Source organism: Spirochaetota bacterium (assembly GCA_035477215.1).
In the GTDB taxonomy this organism is placed as follows: domain Bacteria; phylum Spirochaetota; class UBA4802; order UBA4802; family UBA5368; genus MVZN01.
Window position 1 is genome coordinate 1 of record DATIKU010000016.1, and the last position, 16,273, is coordinate 16,273.

A 16,273-nucleotide genomic window follows, 5' to 3' on the forward strand; every position below is an offset into this window, starting at 1 on the left:
CGTGACATTGAAAAATTGCGCCTTCACCAGATCGTGGGCCGATGAGTCGCTTCCCACGCAGTCACCGTGATGGAACTCGGTGACCCGGTGCGACGAGAGGTATTCCGCCAGGGCTTCCTTCTGGTCGAAGGAGAGCACCGACCTGCGGGTGCCGGTAAATCCGATTTTCATTGCGTACCCCGGTGTGTGATGCGATGTATATGTTCAATATAGGGCCATCGGATGAGGAAAGGTAGCCCTTCAGGGTTTACCTTGGGCGGGTGAGAGGAAGGGAGGGTTGAAGCTAAACAAATTCCCGGGATACTCTGGCGCAACAGCCGCTCGAGCATAAGACTCGTAAAATCACAAGAACACGCCGGAAGGTTCAGGATAAGCATTATTGTCGCGGCACCTTGTTGGCATGCCGGACATCAATACCCCCACTCCTCATGCCGCACCGGCAGCCTGTTCAGCTGGTCCCGGAGGTACTTCCACTTCGGCTTATTCTAAATTTGAATGATGCCACTATAAATTCTTGTGATTGGTCATCATGGTCAAAAAAATTTGGAATTTATGTTATATATAAAGAAACAGAAGTATTTTATATTGGACGTGCATTAAAAGATAAATCATTCGGAGAAAGAATTGCATCTCATATGGGGAAAAAAATGAATGGATGTCTGTTTTTAAAGATAATTATTCATGGCTCATTCTATATCCATTTGATGAACAAGATGATTATTGGTCGGCAAGTTTAGAAATATTTTTATATGATAAGTTCGAACCCACTTTAAATATTAAGAGAGGATAATTTTATGAATAGTTTAAAAACGAATATGTGTTTCTTTTTCATTTTTTGCTTTGTTTATGTTTATTCGCTAAATCATTAAATTTAAGTATCTATTCAGCACACGCAGGCATAAAAGGCCTGTTTTCGAAGAGACCCTGCAATGCATCGAGGACATTTTCGTTATGTTTCTTCGCTGTTGATATATAGCCTCGTATCCGGGCGAAAAACATACCGCCCTCAATGCTTCTGAAGCAACCTGATATTTTCTGTTACACCTTCACCATTCTCAGATCCCTCTCGGCCTGGTTGTTATCGAACGGTATTGAAAAGTCTCGAACGAATCCAAGAATGCCGACTTTATAATCCCTCAGGCGCTCAAGAAGATTTCGCGGTTTTGATTTTTTCTTCCTGCCCCGCCGGGGAGGACCTTCGCTTTTCTGTGGATTACATCGGAATCCTTTCAATAGTATCCGGTCGTATTCATCCTCAATCATATTGGTCGTGACTTCGTTCAACCGCACCGACCGCGTATCGACTTTTTTCTTGGCCCGCACCAGTAAATTAATCATTTCCAGCGGCCATTTTTGTCCGAAATCCTCATGAATGGCCGTCAATTCCCGTAAAATATGGGCGTTGCAAAATACATGATCGCATTCATATGAAAGATAAGAACTCCAGAAATCATGCATCAGAAGACCGTGATAGGTGGGGATAATCCCCATCTCCTCTATCGCTTCTTTCCCGCGTTTCGCATGGAAACCGAAATAGGTGAACCTCTCATTCGACAACACATGCAGCCAATTCAACGAACCGCTTCGAAATGCACCCGTTTCATCGGCATGCAGGAGAGGTTGTTTTTTCAAGAGGGCTTTAATCGCCTCCTCCGGCTTCTCTCCCGCTTCATACGCCTGGCGATTGGTGTTATATATTGTACCGGTGCTGATCCTAATGCCGAAAAGGTCCTTCACCAACTCGGCAGTCCGCTCATAGGGGATAAGCTGATACTGGCTCAAATAGGCGATGAATCCCTTTATCCTGCTCCCGTACCGTGCCGGCAGGCCGGTTCATGATACTGAGTCTTGCCGCGGACATAAAGGGAGCGGGCTTCATCAGCTCGATCTCGTTCAAGTTCAATGGATACCATGCCTCAACATTCAGGGAAAAGCTCCGTGTTCTGCATACGCCGATGAGACTGAATGGACTTTATATGCAGTACGTATGGCACAGCGGGAGGGCCATGTAAAGCAAAAACTGGTGGACAGGGGCCTTTCATTGCGAGGGACTTGTTTCATGTGTGAACTTCCGAGAATATGCCGTATGTCGGTAGGAATCGTGCCCTGGGGAGAGAGTATTTTCCTTGATATTAAACGGTTTCCGGTATTGGGCTTTTTGACCGGGAAGCAGTGACTTTTCCGTGAAGGACGCTTCCGATATCAGCCGTTGTGTCCCGGAATTTTTTAATGGAAGGCGACGAAGCTTGCTTTATATTTAAGAAAATACTATAATTGATGAATTTCATTGATAAAAGTAACAAATAGAATAAACGCACTATCCCTTATGATTTCATTGGTTTTTTTGTTTTCGGCGAATACCTTAAGGGCGGATGACCTCTTTACCGGCGATATCTATCTCGCCGGGACCAACAAGGGCCAGCTGATTTTTATTCAGAAAAACAGCGTCCTGAAAAACGGCGATCAGGTGATACTGAGACATACCTACACCAGGCCGAACGGGGACCTGGCGGTCCAGGAGGATGTAATCTTTGAAAAGGACAGCTTCGTAAAGTATCTGGTCGAATTCGATCAATCAGACTGCGGTTGTTTCCTCGACAGGAAGGGGAACAAACTTCTCTTCGGCTTCACCAGGGGTGATACAAGTAAAAAGGGCGAGGCAAACTACACATCCAATCTTGTTATGGGGCCAACGCTTACCCGTTTTGTACACGGAAACTGGAAGGGCCTGGTGCAGGGAGAAACGGTTTTCTTTTACCTGCCGGCCATGTCGCTGCAGCGTATTGCCCGTTTCAGGATTTCTAACAACACCGAATCCCCCTGGAACCGTGCCGGTGTCATTGTACTCAAAATGGACCTGGCGAATGTCTTCCTGCGTGGTTTTCTGGACCCGGTGGACCTTGTTTATGACCTGCGCACTAAACGACTGGTGGAGATACATGGCAAGAGCCTTCTGCAGAGAAGGGTAAATGGAAAAATCGAGAATCCCGTGGTGGATATCTACTACCGCTACAGCAACTGAGGTGACAGGGGCCGAGTCCCCATATCAATAAAAGGAATAAATGATGGAATCAGTGTGGAATTTCATTAAGGAAAATGTCTGGTTTATTCTTTTTTTTGTCTGGGGCCTGCCCCTGGGAATATACCGGAGCAAATTCAGGAAGATTGTATATCAGACCGACAGCTGGACTATCAATATCCTCCCTTATTTCTGGAAGGAAACGAAGGCCCTGGTGGGCACCATGTATCCCGAGAACCGGGAGTATATAAAGTTCAGGAATTTCTACAGGCTATACCTGGGTATATACGCGGTGCTCTTCGCCTTATGGTGCTTTTTGTATTAAGCCGAGCACCACGGGATGAATGATGTGTATTGGTGTACAAGATTGCCCAATGAACATTGACCTGACGGCACCGGCAGAACCGCTTCCGGTTGATGACAGATGAAAAAGGAGAAACATAATGAAAAAGTATGATATACAGTCATATGCCGGAACTGTCATCGCGGTACTTGTCGCTGTCGGCATTGCACTTGCCGGCAGTCAGGATAGCGTGGCGGTATTCGGAGGTCTCCCTCTCTTTGCCCTCTGCATCGCAATTGCCTTCGCCATTCAGTGGGTCGTCTATGTCCCGTCCTATATCGCAAGAACCGAGAAATTCTATGACCTGACCGGCTCTTTCACCTATACGGCCGTTATTCTCATCGCGCTCCTTATGACGGGTCGCTTTGATATTCGGTCCCTGGTTCTCACGGGGCTGGTGCTTGTATGGACATTCCGCCTTGGATTTTTCCTTTTCAGGCGTATCATAAGGGCCGGTGAAGACACCCGTTTCAGGGAGATCAAGGGCTCGGCAAGCCGCTTTCTCATGACCTGGACGATACAGGGATTATGGGTGAGTTTTACCGCGGCGGCGGCCCTGGCGGCGATTACCGCACCGCACGACGTGGAGTTCGGGATCGTTGGAATTATCGGTTTGAGTGTGTGGATTGTGGGCTTCGCCTTCGAGTCGATCGCGGACTACCAGAAAAGCAGGTTTACCGCGGCTCCGGGGAACAGTGGGAAATTCATCAATAAAGGGCTCTGGTCCATATCCAGACATCCTAACTATTTTGGAGAAATAGTGATATGGATCGGCATCGCCATAATCGCCTTTCCGACCCTCGAGGGCTGGAGACTGGTCACCCTGATTTCTCCCGTCTTTGTAGCCATACTGATTACCCAGATCAGCGGGGTTCCCTTGCTTGAAAAATATGCCGATAAGCAATGGGGCGGACAGGATGATTACCAGGAATACAAGAGGACCACTCCCGTACTGATTCCGAAACTGCCGTTTATGTAGGAGGGATGATGCGATGAAAAAAATTATGGTTATTCTGGCGGGCTCCGTCCTTTTCTTGTCATGCTCTTCGGCTCCGACTATTGAAACCGTTGAGAAGGTTGATATTAATAGGTTCATGGGCAAGTGGTATGTTTTCAGCAACATCCCGACCTTTATTGAAAAGGGTGCCCATAATGCCGTTGAGTCGTATCGGCTTGAGAAAGATGGCTCGATTGCCACGACCTTCACCTTCCATAAGGGAGGATTCGACGGGCCCATGAAGACCTATAAACCGCGTGGTTTCATCCGTGATCCACAAAGCAACGCCATCTGGGGAATGCAGTTTATCTGGCCCGTTAAAGCCGAATATCTCATTATTTATCTCAACAATGATTATACTCGCACCGTCATCGGCAGAAGCAAGAGGGATTACGTGTGGATAATGTCACGAACACCGACGATCCCCGAAGATGAGTACGACTCAATTCTGGAATACCTGAGAAAGGTGGGATATGACGTTTCCAGGATACAGAAGGTGCCCCAACGATGGGATGAGTGACGAAAAAGCCATTCCTATTATTTTGAATCCTCCAGTCCCTTCTTGATGACGGACCTCACATGTTCTATAAGCGGTCCCATGTCGTCTCCGGGGAATTTGCTGATATCGACCGGTTCGTGAATCTTCATGGTGATGCGTCCCGGATAGAGATCCAGGGTTCCGGGAGGCAGTATTTCGCGGGAATTACATATCGTAATGGGGAGTATGGGCAGATCGAGTTCCCTGGAAATTACGAAGGCCCCTCTCTTGAACATGCCGATTTCTCCGTTCCGGCTCCTGGTGCCTTCGGGGAGCATTACTATTGAGGTCCCCTTCACGAGTTTCCTCTTTGTCGTTTCGAGGGTATCCTTCAGCGCTTCAGGGCTGGAACGGTCGATATAGATATTGCCTCCCACCTCGCCGGCGAAGCCGAACACGGGAACCTTGCGCAGCTCCATCTTCATGACCCACTTGATGTCGATTCCCAGCCAGCCGTAGAGAACGAGAATATCATAGTTGCTCTGATGATTGGCCACAACCATATAAGAACGGTTCCGGTCAATATTCTCTTTACCGGTGACATCGACAGCGATGGGCGTGAAAATGGCGGAGAAACGGGACCACCAGACACCGGTGGTCTTGTGGGCGATACGGTCGTTGGTCAGGAAGGCTATGATGACCCCGAGGAAGACAAAGACACAGGTCCCTATCAGAAAGAGGGGCATGAAGAAGAGCCATTTATATGGCTGGTACAATATATAGAGGAACCGGTTTCTCGTCTTTGCTCCCATTCTTTACACACCAGTACGAAAGGTTTCTTGTGTCTTGATAAATATAGTATAAAAAACAGCCGGGTAAAATAAAAAAGCGAAAATATCAAGGCCCTTGTAAAGGGGCTTTTTCCCGGAAGGAGAATACTTTTCTCAAGGGGAGGACTTCAGTTCAATCCCCGACATGTCCCGGAACTTTTTACTGCAGGGGGGACGCACATTCCTTGATATTTAAGCAAAACGCACAGCGCCCTGCCGGGGGCGAAGACCGGGAACGAGCTTCCCATACCTCGATTCCTCCGCGTCATGCATGCAGGTCCGGCGGGAGCGCCGGACTCCAGCTGACGATGGCACGCCGGTACCGGAATTTCAAGCGCTGTTAGGGTTATCTTCGCCCGGGACTCGAACGGCGGACCCGCGGGAAACGGCGGCGCCCCGAGGAGCCGTCAGACGCACACGGCTATAGACCGACCCCGGAGCGCTGTCTCACGTAATTTATCGCTCGAACACCTTAATCCCGCCGACCATGGTCATTAAAACCTTCATGTCACGCAGCCTGGCGGGATCGCGCAGCGGGTCATCCGACAGAATGATCATATCGGCGTATTTACCGGGCTCGATGGAGCCGAGGTCTTTTTCCAGGAAGTTCTGCCAGGCCGCGTCGATGGTGATGGCGCGAAGCGCGGTCAGCGTGTCGATGCGCTCTTCCGGGCCAAGGCTTTTCCCTCCTGCCGTCAGGCCGTTTACGGCGCTCCAGGCAAGCAGCCAGGGGTCCATCGGAACGACCGGGGTGTCGAGATGGATGGTAAAACGTACTCCCTTTTTTAAAGCTGTCCGCGCCGGGCTGATGCGGGCCGCGCGTTCCGGGCCCAGGAAAATTTCTCGATGGCGGTCGCCCCAGTAATAGACGTGGGCCGGGAAAAACGAGGGGGCATGCCCAGTTTCCCGGCGCGGTCGAGCTGATCGGCCCGCACCGTCTGAGCGTGTACAAAAATCGCGCGCGGGTCAGCCGCCCGATGGGCTTTCTGGGCGGCGGCGAAGGCATCGATGAAAACATCCATGGCGGCGTCGCCGTTGGTGTGGACCGCTATCTGCTGCCGGCCGCATGGTAGCGCATGACCGCCTCACGGAAATGCTTCTCATCGAGCGCGAGGTAGCCCCGAAATCCTTCCACGGACGGGCGATAATAGGGTTTGGACAGGCAGGCGGTGAAGGCCTGGATCGAGCCGTCCAGCACCAGCTTGAACGCTCCCCAGTAGAGGCGCGGTGTGTTCCCGGCTTCGATTTTAGCATCCAGTATATCCTGCGCCACGTCTTCCGCGGGCCAGACAACCAGACGCACCGGAAGGAGGTTCCTCCGGGCAAGAGGAACGATCGACTTGCGGTATTTATCGGTAAGCAGGCCGACCTGGGCCGTGGTCACGCCGACCGAGACATACTGGTGACCGGCTGCCTGCAGCAGGCGAAATGCCTCATGCAGGGGAAACTGCGTCGCCATGGCGGTCAGCTGCTTGGCGGCGGATTCGGCCACATACCCGGTTAAATCCCCGCCAACGGGATCCCGGCCGATTTTCCCTCCCGCGGGGTCGGGCGTCTCTCTGGTGATGCCGGCCAGCGCAAGGGCCATCGAGTTGCCCACCCCCGTGTTAGCGGAGATGTGAAGGACGAAAATCGGATGTTCCATGGAAATCGCATCCAGTTCCGCCCGCGTGGGATATTGTTTTTCGGCGATCATGGTGTCGTCGAAACCGAAGGCCAGGATCCACCGGCCCCGGGGAGTGGCGGCGGCTTTTTCGCGCAGGAGGGCATACCGTTCATCGAGCTTTTTAACGGCCCCGATGGGCGGACTGTTGAAGTCGACGGCCAGAAGACTCAGGCCTGAACCGGGGAAATGACTGTGGGGGTCGATGATGCCCGGCATCATGGTTTTGCCCTTCAGATCGACCACCCTGGTGCCGCTTTCTATGAATTTCCGCGCTTCCGAAACGCTGCCGACCATCAGGATGCGATCCCGCTCCACGACCACCGCCCCGGCGACGGCGCCCCGCGCATCCGTGGTCATGATCCGGCCGTTGATGAATGCCTGCCGGCAGGGCCGATAAACGTAGCGCTACAGAGGGCTTTAGTTCCCCGGTATTGCTTCGCTCATCGGACCCGCACGCGCTTTGGGAACCGGCCAGTTACTTCTCCGCCTCCAGCACCGCGTTCTTCACCCGGTCCATATCAGCCGGATAATGCCTCGACCCGAGCCACAGGAAGAAAGCCGCGAGGATACCGGAGAACGCCACGATGATGAGCGCCGTCTTCAGGCCGTCCGCGCCTCCTCCCAGCGCGTCGGAGAGGGCGCCCGCCCGGTTTTATCCTTTTCGACTCGTGCGAAAACGGACGACCGGCAGGCGCAAATGAATGGCGGCCGATAAATGCAACGAAGCGGCCGCGTGGGAAATGGAGTGCGATGAGTGTTTCTATATACGTCCCCAGTCAAATGGCGGACGGACATATTTACCAATCTGTCAACCAATTTTCCGCCGGATAACGCGGGCACCCGAATAGTCCGGGGTGAACCACAACCACCCCCATGCGCATTACCTTGACATCTCCGGACGGACCGGATACCGTATCCCCGTTTCGAGCCCTTACTTTCCGGCTTCCATTAAGGCCGATCGGGCGGATACATTCCGGTCTCGGACCCGGAAACACACTACCATTAGGCAGGAAGCCTATAATGCTCTACACCAAACTGGACCACGCGGATCTCAGCATTTCCAAACTCATACTCGGAACCTGGGCAATCGGCGGCACGCACTGGGGCCCCTACGACGAAGCGCGGGCGGTCGAGGCCATCGAGACCGCAATCGACCTCGGCATCACCACCATCGACACCGCCCCCGCTTACGGCACCGGCCACGCGGAAGAACTGATCGGCCGCGTTATTAGGGGAAAGCGCGAACGGGTCATCATAGCCACAAAGTGCGGTCTCGACATGGAGAACGGATTCAGACGCGACCTCACGCCCCCATTTATGGAAAAGGAGCTTGAAGACTCGCTCCGGCGCCTCGGCACCGACTACATCGACCTGTACCAGCCTCACTGGCCCGATCCCGACACGCCGGTGGAATATACCATCGAGGCGCTCGAGCGTTTCCAGGCCCGGGGGAAGATCCGCGCCTTCGGCGTATCGAACTTCAATGCCGCCGAGCTTACCGAGGCCCTGGCCTATGGACGGATTGCAAGCCTGCAGCCCCCGTACTCACTGCTGGAACGCGATATCGAGAAGGATATCCAGCCGCTCTGCGTTACCGCCGGTATCGCCATGATCCCCTATGGCTCCCTCGGCGCGGGCTTGCTTACCGGCAAGTACACCGAAGTGCCGAAGTTTAAAAAGGATGATGCCCGTTCGTTCTTTTATCGATTTTTCAATAAACGATACTGGCCCGGCGTTTCCGCCCTCGTGGATCTCTTGAGCAATACGGCCCAGGCCCATGGGGCCAGGCCCGGGCATGTGGCCATAGCATGGCTTTTAGGCCGCGACGGAGTGGCGGGAACGATCGTGGGTGCGCGCAACGCCGAACAGGTGCGGGACAACATGGGAGGAACGGAGATCGGGCTTTCCGCCGGAGAGGTGAGCGAGCTGGACCGGGTCTCGGCAGCGGTATACGATATCTGATCGAGGCGGGCTGCTCCATCGAAGCGCCGGGCGACCCCGTATATCCGGCAGGGCGGCGCCGACCCGGATGAACCCGCCCGTCCGGATTACCCGGCCGAAGCGACGGCCCGGCGCACCACCACCTCGCAGACACCGTCTCCGCGGTTGAGGTTTTTCGTATGGCGTACGTCGACGGCCGCGCCACTGCCGAAAAGCCCCCTGGCCAGCCCCTCGTAGGTCTGCACGGTGACGATGCCGCAATCCGCCACGCCCGCCTTCGCGATGGCCTTCTGCGTCTGGCAGTCGGTTACGCGCACGACGATCACGCCGTCGTTTACCTCCACGCTCCGACCCGCGATCCCCAGCACCTCGCCCAGGATATCGAGCGCGCCGAGAAAACCCTCCGGCCATACGGGTTCGGGGATGACGTTCTTCCGTAAATATTTGCCGAACACGTACGAGAACTGCGACCACGCCTCGACGTCCATCTCCCACGCCTCCTGAATGCCGTGCTTTTTAGCCAGCGAGAGAAACCACGCGCCGTCCATGCGCACGAAGGCGTACCGCGCTATTTTAAGGAGCTCTTCCGGCGGAAGCTTTAAGATTTCCATCACGCGAGCATCCCGCCGTCAACCACGATGGTCGCGCCGGTGGTGTAGCTTGCGAGGTCCGAGACGAGATAGAGCACCGCTCCCGCCATCTCGTCGGGCTTTGCCACGCGGCCCATCGGAATGGATGGCAGCACAAGTTTCAGGATGTCGTCGTTCGAAGTAATCGCCGCGGCGAATTTGGTGTCGGTGAGCCCCGGAAGGAGCGCGTTCACGCGGATGTTATATGGAGCGAGCTCCTTGGCGAACGACTTTGTGAGCGCGATCACCCCGGCCTTGGTTATGGAATAGATCCCCTGGAAGGGCGCGGGCCTGATGCCGTTCACCGAGGCCACGTTCACGATCGCGCCGCCGCCCGAATCCTTCATCATCTTCGCCGCGTGCTGGCTCATGAAGAACATCCCTTTCAGATTCACCGCAAAGGTCTTGTCCCACACGCTCTCATCCGCGCCCAGAACGTCGCCGAAGTAGGGGTTGGTCGCCGCGTTGTTGACGAGTATGTCGAGTTTCTTGTTGCGCTTTTTCACCTCGTCGAAAAGCGCGTTCACCTGCGCCATCTCGCCGGTATGGCAGGCTATGGCTTCGGCCGTGCCGCCGGCCTTCTTGATCGCTTCACCCACCTTTTTCAAATCGTCGATCTTGCGGCTCGCCAGAATGACCTCGGCACCGTACGCGGCAAGCGTCCTGGCGATCGATTCGCCGATACCGCGGCTCGCGCCGGTCACCAGCGCCGTCTTCCCCTTCAGGCTGAGTTCCATCATGCTCGTCGCACCTCCGTGGTTTTATCCTTTATGCGGCGCGGATCATTCCCGCCGCCTGAACCGCTCGTCGTCTTTAGCCTGTTCGTATATCTCGCGCGCCTTCGCGAGGAGCGTCTCCCGCGTGTTCATCTCCGGGCTGTCCAGCACCATCTCCAGAAGCTCGTTCAGGATATGGCCGATGATCGGACCCGGCTTCACGCCGAACTCGTCCATAACCGCATAGCCGTCGATGTCGAGGTCGCGCACGGTGATGGCGTTCTCGGCCTCTATGATCCGCTCGATCCTCAGGAGCAGCTCGCGGATGGGCTGCGGCAGGCCGTCCCGCATGCCGTTTCCCCGCCGGTCGGCCATTCGGATCTCAAGGATGTCTTTGAGGTTTTCCACGCCGACCTTCCGCATGAATCGCCGTACCGCGCCGTCGGTCCACTCGCCGGTGTAGTGGAACATGTGGTTGACCACCAGGTTCGTTACGCGCTCGATCTCCTCGTTTGAAAACTTCATCCTCTTCATGACGCGCCGCGCGATGCGCGCTCCGATCACCTCGTGGTTGTAGAAGGTGTACTCGCCTTCATCGGCCGCCCTCCGCGTCGGCACCTTGCCCAGGTCGTGTAGCAGCGACGCCAGTCGAAGCACCGGGTCGTTTTGGGGCGCGGCGTCGCAGGAATAGATGCTGTGATAATAGATATCGTGGAGGTGATACTTGTTCTGCATCAGGCCGTGGCTTGCGGCAAGCTCCGGGAGGAAAAGTCCCATGAGCCCCGATTCGCGCATCCGCTCGAAGCCTATGGAGGGAAGTTCCGTCTCGAGGAGCTTCACGAGCTCGTCGCGAACCCGCTCCATCGACACCATCGAAGCGACCTCCAGCGTCTTCGATATCGCGGCGAAGGTCTCCTCCTCGATGTCGAAATTAAGCTTGGCGGCGAAGCGGCAGGCGCGGAAGGTGCGCAGACCATCCTCCCCGAAACGCTCCATGGGATCCCCGATGGTACGGATGAGCCTGCGCTCTATGTCCGCGAGCCCGCCCACGTAATCGATGAGCTCCTCGGTCCGGACGTCGCAGGCGATGCCGTTGATGGTGAAGTCCCTGCGCCGCACGTCCTCCTCGAGAGTTTTCGAGAAGCTCACCTCCTCGGGGTGGCGACCGTCCATGTACTTCCCATCGGAACGATAAGTGGTCACCTCGTAGGCCTTCCCTCCCGAAAGCACCGAAACAGTCCCATGCCTGATGCCGGTCGGTATGACTTTTTTGAAGAGCCTGCGCACCTGCTCGGGGCGCGCGTTGGTGGCGAAGTCGAAGTCGTCGACGTCGAAGCCCAGGATGATGTCGCGCACCGATCCCCCGACCAGGTAGCACTCGAAACCGGCCTCGAAGAAGTTATCGGCGATACGGCGTATCTCCCTGTGCTTTTCCTTTGGAAGCTGTATCTTCATCAGTGGTGATTTCATGCATGGCGCTCTTCAGCTTTTCAAGCTCTTTGCCGGCCCGGGGCATCAGCGCCGTGGCGTATTCGGTGTACGGCCACCTGCTCGGGATGGCGAAAAAAACCCTGCCGCCGTTTCCAGCCTCCCGGCAGCGCCGCCCGACAGCGTCACAGGAGTTCTCCATATTGTTTAATTCCTCGACGATGAGGCCGCAGGAAATACCGTCAACAAGAATATCCGGCGCGAATTCTTTCTCGCAGCCCTTGTCGCTCACCCACGCGGGCCGCCCGTACTCGAAAAAGCGCTCCGGCGTGGTGAAAGGCTCGCAGAGGCATTTCTCGCGCGGCTTGCACAAATCGATGAAACCGAAATACCTGTCGCTTGTGTAATAATACCGTGCGGGCCCGGACAGCGCCTCACCGGGCACGTCCGAGAAGGAGTCGATCGTACGAAGCACCGCAGAGGGCGGGACATCCCGGAAAAGCGGAATATGGCCCAGGCTTCGGGCCGGTTCGACCACTGTAAGATAATTCAGGCCCATGAAGGGAACCCATCAATTGGTAATCTCGGAACCCGCCGACGGGCGCGCCGATATCTCCTTCGACGGCTCCGATTCGTGTCTGTGCGGAGTGTCGGGTCGATACGAATCGTAGGCGCTTACCGCGAAAAAGTACAGCACGTTATTCTTTAGAATGGGAAACGCAAGAAGCTTCCTTGGGTCAAGGGCCATGTTCTCCTGTATGAGTTCGTTGGTGACGTCGATCTCGATGTGGTTTCTTCCGGCCGCAAGGGCGTTGTCGATGCGCCTTCCGCCCGCCATGGCGATGATCCCGTCGTATTTCCCGGGCGAGGTACCGTAGTAAATCCGGTAACCCAGAATATCGTGCTCAACGTTTTTTCTCCATCTCAGGCGCACAACCGCGTCGCCGGTCTTCACCACCCCCACCATGATCGGCGGGCGCGGCGCGGGATCCAGCTGGTACTGGATCTCGGCGCCGTACAGGCGGGGCGAGTGGGCGCCGTCTGGAGAGGCGAGCAGGTGGGCCCGCCACTGATAGTATCTGCCGCGCAGGTAAAGCCCGTCCGTCTTTTTAAGAGAGATGTTGCGCTGGTTGTTCCCTATGCGGTACCACCGGGGCGCCTCTCCATTGCGGTCGAAGAGGTCGTCGCTTGTACGGAACTCCATCCAAATGTGCGTGTTGTTTTTAACCAGTTCCTCCCACTTGAACAGGAGCACCCTGGTCCCGGTGCCCGGGAAATTGTAAACGGGACTGGTCACCACTCCCTCGCGGTTTACCGGCGTCCTTCCGATGGCGCCTATGGCGCCGTAGCTTTTGATCGCCAGTTCCGTTACCTTTTTGAGATCGTCGATATGGCGATACGAGACGCGGAGTTCGTCGATTGCGCCAAAGTAGTTTTTACCGACAACGACCACCGGCAGGTCCTCACAGGCGAACGACGGCTCGTATACGTTGACGAAGGGCTCCCCGTTATCCGACAGGTAGACGACTTCCTGCTCCTCGCCGTCCACAAGCGAAGCGAGCTTGCCCGAGACGCGGTCGAAGCTGAGGGCGTAGTGGCGCCACTCCCCTTCGCTGAACGGACGCGCGCGGTTCAGGAACACGTCGACGCGCCGGCCGGCCGCGTCGCGGAAGAAGCGGTGGAGGCGGGCCACGACGCGCTTCCCCTTTAATACGATCTCGACGCCCTGCTTCAGCCCCGAGGCGTATCCCACGGAAGAAAACAGCACCGCGCCGTCCGAAAGCGACGCCGGCTGCAGCCGCATCTCGATCGTGAACGACCCCGCGTCGGCGCAGCCGCCCAGCCAGAGGTTTCGCTCGGGCCTAATCTCGACGCGGTGGCCGGTCTTGAAAAAATAGGCGCCCGCCCCGCCGAGCGTCCCGGCGCCGAGCATGGTCTCGAACCCGGCACGACGAATGATGTATTGCCCGCTGTCGTCCTTTACCATCTCCGGGGCGGGACGGTTGAATGACAGCACGAGGTCGGTCGTAGAGGGAATGCCGGCGTGGCGGTAGCTGAGATCTGCGACGGCGAAAAATCGCCGCTTGTTGGAGTCCGTGTCCTCCCGCACGTTATAAAGGTCCAGCCCCTCGCGGCCGAACTTTACCGTGTCGAACAGCTCCTTCGCCGCCGTTGCCAGAATGACAGCAACGATGACGAAAAGCGCGTATCTTAACATTTTTCCGGACATCAATTTCCAGGGCCAGGCCTTGTATTTCGGCGCGGTGCCGGACGGTCCGCCGGTGGCGCCGCTTTCTACCCGCCGCATTCTATCGCTTTGATCTTGTCCAGCCTTCGCTGGTGCCTCCCCCCCTCAAAGGGGGTCTCGATCCAGGTGCGCGTTATCGTTACCGCCTCGGCGTCTTCGGTGACGCGCGCGCCGAGGATGAGAATGTTGGAGTCGTTGTGCCGCCGGGACATTTCGGCCATGAAGGCATTTGTACACAGGGCGGCGCGAATGCCGCCGAACTTGTTGGCCGTTATAGACGCGCCGACGCCCGTGCCGCAGATGCCGATACCGCGGTCCGCCTCCCCCCGCTGCACCAGGCGCGAGAGGGCCCCGATGTGATCGGGATAGTCGGTCGACTCCTCGGAGAAGGCGCCTACGTCGATGAACTCGACGCCGGCGATGGAATTCTTGATTGTTTCTTTAAGCTTGAAGCCCGCGTGATCGGACCCTACGGCGATTTTCATGGCAACCCCGCATCATACTTATGCGCCGCCCGGCCGGACAAGGCGCGGACGCGCATCATGCGCGCCTGCGCCCTTCGACTTCATCCGTTAAAACTCCGCGTTCCTGGGCGTGCGCGGGAACGGGATCACGTCGCGTATATTCTGCATACCGGTGACGAACTGGACGGTTCGCTCGAAACCCAGGCCGAAGCCCGCGTGGGGAACGGTGCCGAATCGCCGGATGTCCAGATACCACGAGTAGTCATCCGGATTTAAACCGACCTCCCGCATCCTGTCAATCAAAACATCATACCGGCCCTCGCGCTCGCTCCCGCCGATGATCTCGCCGATGCGGGGAACGAGCACGTCCATGGCGCGCACGGTTTTTTCATCCTCGTTCAGCCGCATATAGAAGGCCTTGATCTTCCGGGGATAATCCACGATCACCACGGGGCTTTTAAATTTATTTTCGGTGATGTAGCGCTCGTGCTCGGACTGAAGGTCGTCTCCCCATACGACCGGGAATTCGAACTGCCCGGTCGATTTCCCGAGTATATCCACGGCTTCGGTGTAGGTGATCACCTCGAAGCGGGCGCCCGCCACGCCCTCCAGCATGTCGATGAGGCCCTTCTGTACGCGGTCGTTGAAAAAGGCCATATCCTCGGGGCAGCGCTCCAGGCAGCGGCGGATAATATGCTTCAAAAAGTCCTCGGCCAGTGCGATGTCGTCGGGAAGTTCCGCGAAGGCCATCTCGGGCTCTATCATCCAGAACTCGGAGAGATGGCGGCTGGTGTTCGAGTTCTCCGCGCGGAAGGTCGGCCCGAATGTGTATATTTTATCAAGGGCCGCGGCGAGGAGCTCGCCCTCCAGCTGACCGCTCACGGTGAGGCCGGTCTTTCGGCCGAAAAAATCCTTCGAATAATCCACCGATCCGCCTTCGACCGGAATGTTTAGCAGATCGAGCGTCGTCACGGCGAAGAGCTCGCCCGCGCCCTCGCAGTCGCTTGCGGTGATGATGGGCGTCTGTACGTAGAGGAAGCCGCGCTCCTGGAAAAACTCGTGAACGGCCGCCGCCAGGGCGTTTCTCACCCTGAAGACGGCGCCGAAGGTGTTGGTCCGCGGCCGCAGGTGCGCGATCTCCCGGAGAAATTCGAAGGAGTGCTGCTTCTTCTGGAGAGGGTATTCAAGCGGATCGGCCCAGCCATACACGGTGATGAAGTCCGCCCTTATCTCGAAGCGCTGTCCCTTCGCCGGGGACTCAACCAGCTCGCCTTCCACCGCGACGCTGCACCCCGTCGAGAGCCTCGACGCCTCGGCATAGCCCGGCATGGACTCCCCGGCCACCACCTGGATGCTCGTAATAACGGAGCCGTCGTTTACTTCGATGAAGCAGAACCCGCGCGCCTCCCGGCGCGTCCTCACCCAGCCCTTGATAAGCACCCGCGCACCGGGTGTTCCGTTGCGCAAAAGGTCCCTGATGATGGAGCGTTGCATGCGGCGCCTCACAGTGATTT

At 56.3% G+C, this 16,273-nt stretch carries 17 protein-coding genes and 1 pseudogene; 6 read left to right on the forward strand and 12 right to left on the reverse strand.

Annotated features, from left to right (window positions below):
• Nucleotides 1-1,038 precede the first annotated feature (1,038 nt).
• Nucleotides 1,039-1,827, reverse strand: a complete 789-nt coding sequence (locus VLM75_03335) for an IS66 family transposase (protein HSV95950.1) — start codon at nucleotides 1,825-1,827, stop codon at nucleotides 1,039-1,041.
• An 8-nt stretch (nucleotides 1,828-1,835) separates the two neighbouring features.
• On the opposite strand from VLM75_03335, the gene VLM75_03340 reads away from it, so the two are divergent.
• The 5 genes from VLM75_03340 to VLM75_03360 all read left to right on the forward strand — a co-directional run bounded on the left by VLM75_03340 (nucleotide 1,836) and on the right by VLM75_03360 (nucleotide 4,879).
• Complete coding sequence (locus VLM75_03340; GenBank protein ID HSV95951.1) at nucleotides 1,836-2,012, forward strand: hypothetical protein; 177 nt, start codon at nucleotides 1,836-1,838, stop codon at nucleotides 2,010-2,012.
• Nucleotides 2,013-2,326: 314 nt separating this feature from the next.
• Nucleotides 2,327-3,022: a hypothetical protein gene (locus VLM75_03345; GenBank protein ID HSV95952.1), complete on the forward strand. Its 696-nt coding sequence runs from the start codon at nucleotides 2,327-2,329 to the stop codon at nucleotides 3,020-3,022.
• A gap of 40 nt (nucleotides 3,023-3,062) precedes the next feature.
• A complete protein-coding gene (locus VLM75_03350; protein ID HSV95953.1) occupies nucleotides 3,063-3,344 on the forward strand; it encodes a hypothetical protein in 282 nt (93 codons plus the stop codon).
• A gap of 118 nt (nucleotides 3,345-3,462) precedes the next feature.
• Entirely contained in the window at nucleotides 3,463-4,341 is an 879-nt protein-coding gene (locus VLM75_03355; protein ID HSV95954.1) for a DUF1295 domain-containing protein, read from the forward strand.
• A gap of 13 nt (nucleotides 4,342-4,354) precedes the next feature.
• Entirely contained in the window at nucleotides 4,355-4,879 is a 525-nt protein-coding gene (locus VLM75_03360; protein ID HSV95955.1) for a lipocalin family protein, read from the forward strand.
• A gap of 17 nt (nucleotides 4,880-4,896) precedes the next feature.
• Here VLM75_03360 and VLM75_03365 read toward each other — a convergent pair whose 3' ends face one another.
• The 4 genes and pseudogenes from VLM75_03365 to VLM75_03380 form a co-directional block, all read right to left on the reverse strand.
• Entirely contained in the window at nucleotides 4,897-5,649 is a 753-nt protein-coding gene (locus tag VLM75_03365; GenBank protein ID HSV95956.1) for a lysophospholipid acyltransferase family protein, read from the reverse strand.
• Between the two features lie 474 nt (nucleotides 5,650-6,123).
• Nucleotides 6,124-6,525: pseudogene (locus tag VLM75_03370) on the reverse strand (amidohydrolase family protein).
• A complete protein-coding gene (locus VLM75_03375) occupies nucleotides 6,453-6,689 on the reverse strand; it encodes a hypothetical protein (GenBank protein HSV95957.1) in 237 nt (78 codons plus the stop codon). Before VLM75_03375 ends, VLM75_03370 begins: the two are co-directional and overlap by 73 nt.
• Nucleotides 6,690-6,715: 26 nt before the next feature.
• On the reverse strand, nucleotides 6,716-7,690 hold the full coding sequence (locus VLM75_03380) for an amidohydrolase family protein (protein ID HSV95958.1): 975 nt from the start codon (nucleotides 7,688-7,690) through the stop codon (nucleotides 6,716-6,718).
• Between the two features lie 663 nt (nucleotides 7,691-8,353).
• Between VLM75_03380 and VLM75_03385 the strand changes: the two genes are divergently transcribed.
• Complete coding sequence (locus VLM75_03385; GenBank protein HSV95959.1) at nucleotides 8,354-9,295, forward strand: aldo/keto reductase; 942 nt, start codon at nucleotides 8,354-8,356, stop codon at nucleotides 9,293-9,295.
• Nucleotides 9,296-9,381: 86 nt separating this feature from the next.
• On the opposite strand, the gene VLM75_03390 is transcribed toward VLM75_03385, so the two are convergent.
• The 7 genes from VLM75_03390 to asnS form a co-directional block, all read right to left on the reverse strand.
• Nucleotides 9,382-9,885, reverse strand: coding sequence for a DUF6125 family protein (locus tag VLM75_03390; protein ID HSV95960.1), 504 nt, complete (start codon nucleotides 9,883-9,885; stop codon nucleotides 9,382-9,384).
• Nucleotides 9,885-10,643: an SDR family oxidoreductase gene (locus VLM75_03395; GenBank protein ID HSV95961.1), complete on the reverse strand. Its 759-nt coding sequence runs from the start codon at nucleotides 10,641-10,643 to the stop codon at nucleotides 9,885-9,887. Before VLM75_03395 ends, VLM75_03390 begins: the two co-directional genes overlap by 1 nt.
• 42 nt (nucleotides 10,644-10,685) lie before the next feature.
• Nucleotides 10,686-12,089: an HD domain-containing protein gene (locus VLM75_03400; GenBank protein HSV95962.1), complete on the reverse strand. Its 1,404-nt coding sequence runs from the start codon at nucleotides 12,087-12,089 to the stop codon at nucleotides 10,686-10,688.
• Nucleotides 12,019-12,606 (reverse strand): hypothetical protein, encoded by a 588-nt coding sequence (locus VLM75_03405; GenBank protein ID HSV95963.1) that lies wholly within the window; start codon nucleotides 12,604-12,606, stop codon nucleotides 12,019-12,021. Before VLM75_03405 ends, VLM75_03400 begins: the two co-directional genes overlap by 71 nt.
• 12 nt (nucleotides 12,607-12,618) lie before the next feature.
• Nucleotides 12,619-14,265: a hypothetical protein gene (locus VLM75_03410; protein HSV95964.1), complete on the reverse strand. Its 1,647-nt coding sequence runs from the start codon at nucleotides 14,263-14,265 to the stop codon at nucleotides 12,619-12,621.
• Between the two features lie 77 nt (nucleotides 14,266-14,342).
• A complete protein-coding gene (gene rpiB / locus VLM75_03415; protein ID HSV95965.1) occupies nucleotides 14,343-14,780 on the reverse strand; it encodes a ribose 5-phosphate isomerase B in 438 nt (145 codons plus the stop codon).
• Between the two features lie 87 nt (nucleotides 14,781-14,867).
• Nucleotides 14,868-16,253 (reverse strand): asparagine--tRNA ligase, encoded by a 1,386-nt coding sequence (gene asnS / locus VLM75_03420; GenBank protein HSV95966.1) that lies wholly within the window; start codon nucleotides 16,251-16,253, stop codon nucleotides 14,868-14,870.
• Between the last annotated feature and the right edge of the window lie 20 nt (nucleotides 16,254-16,273).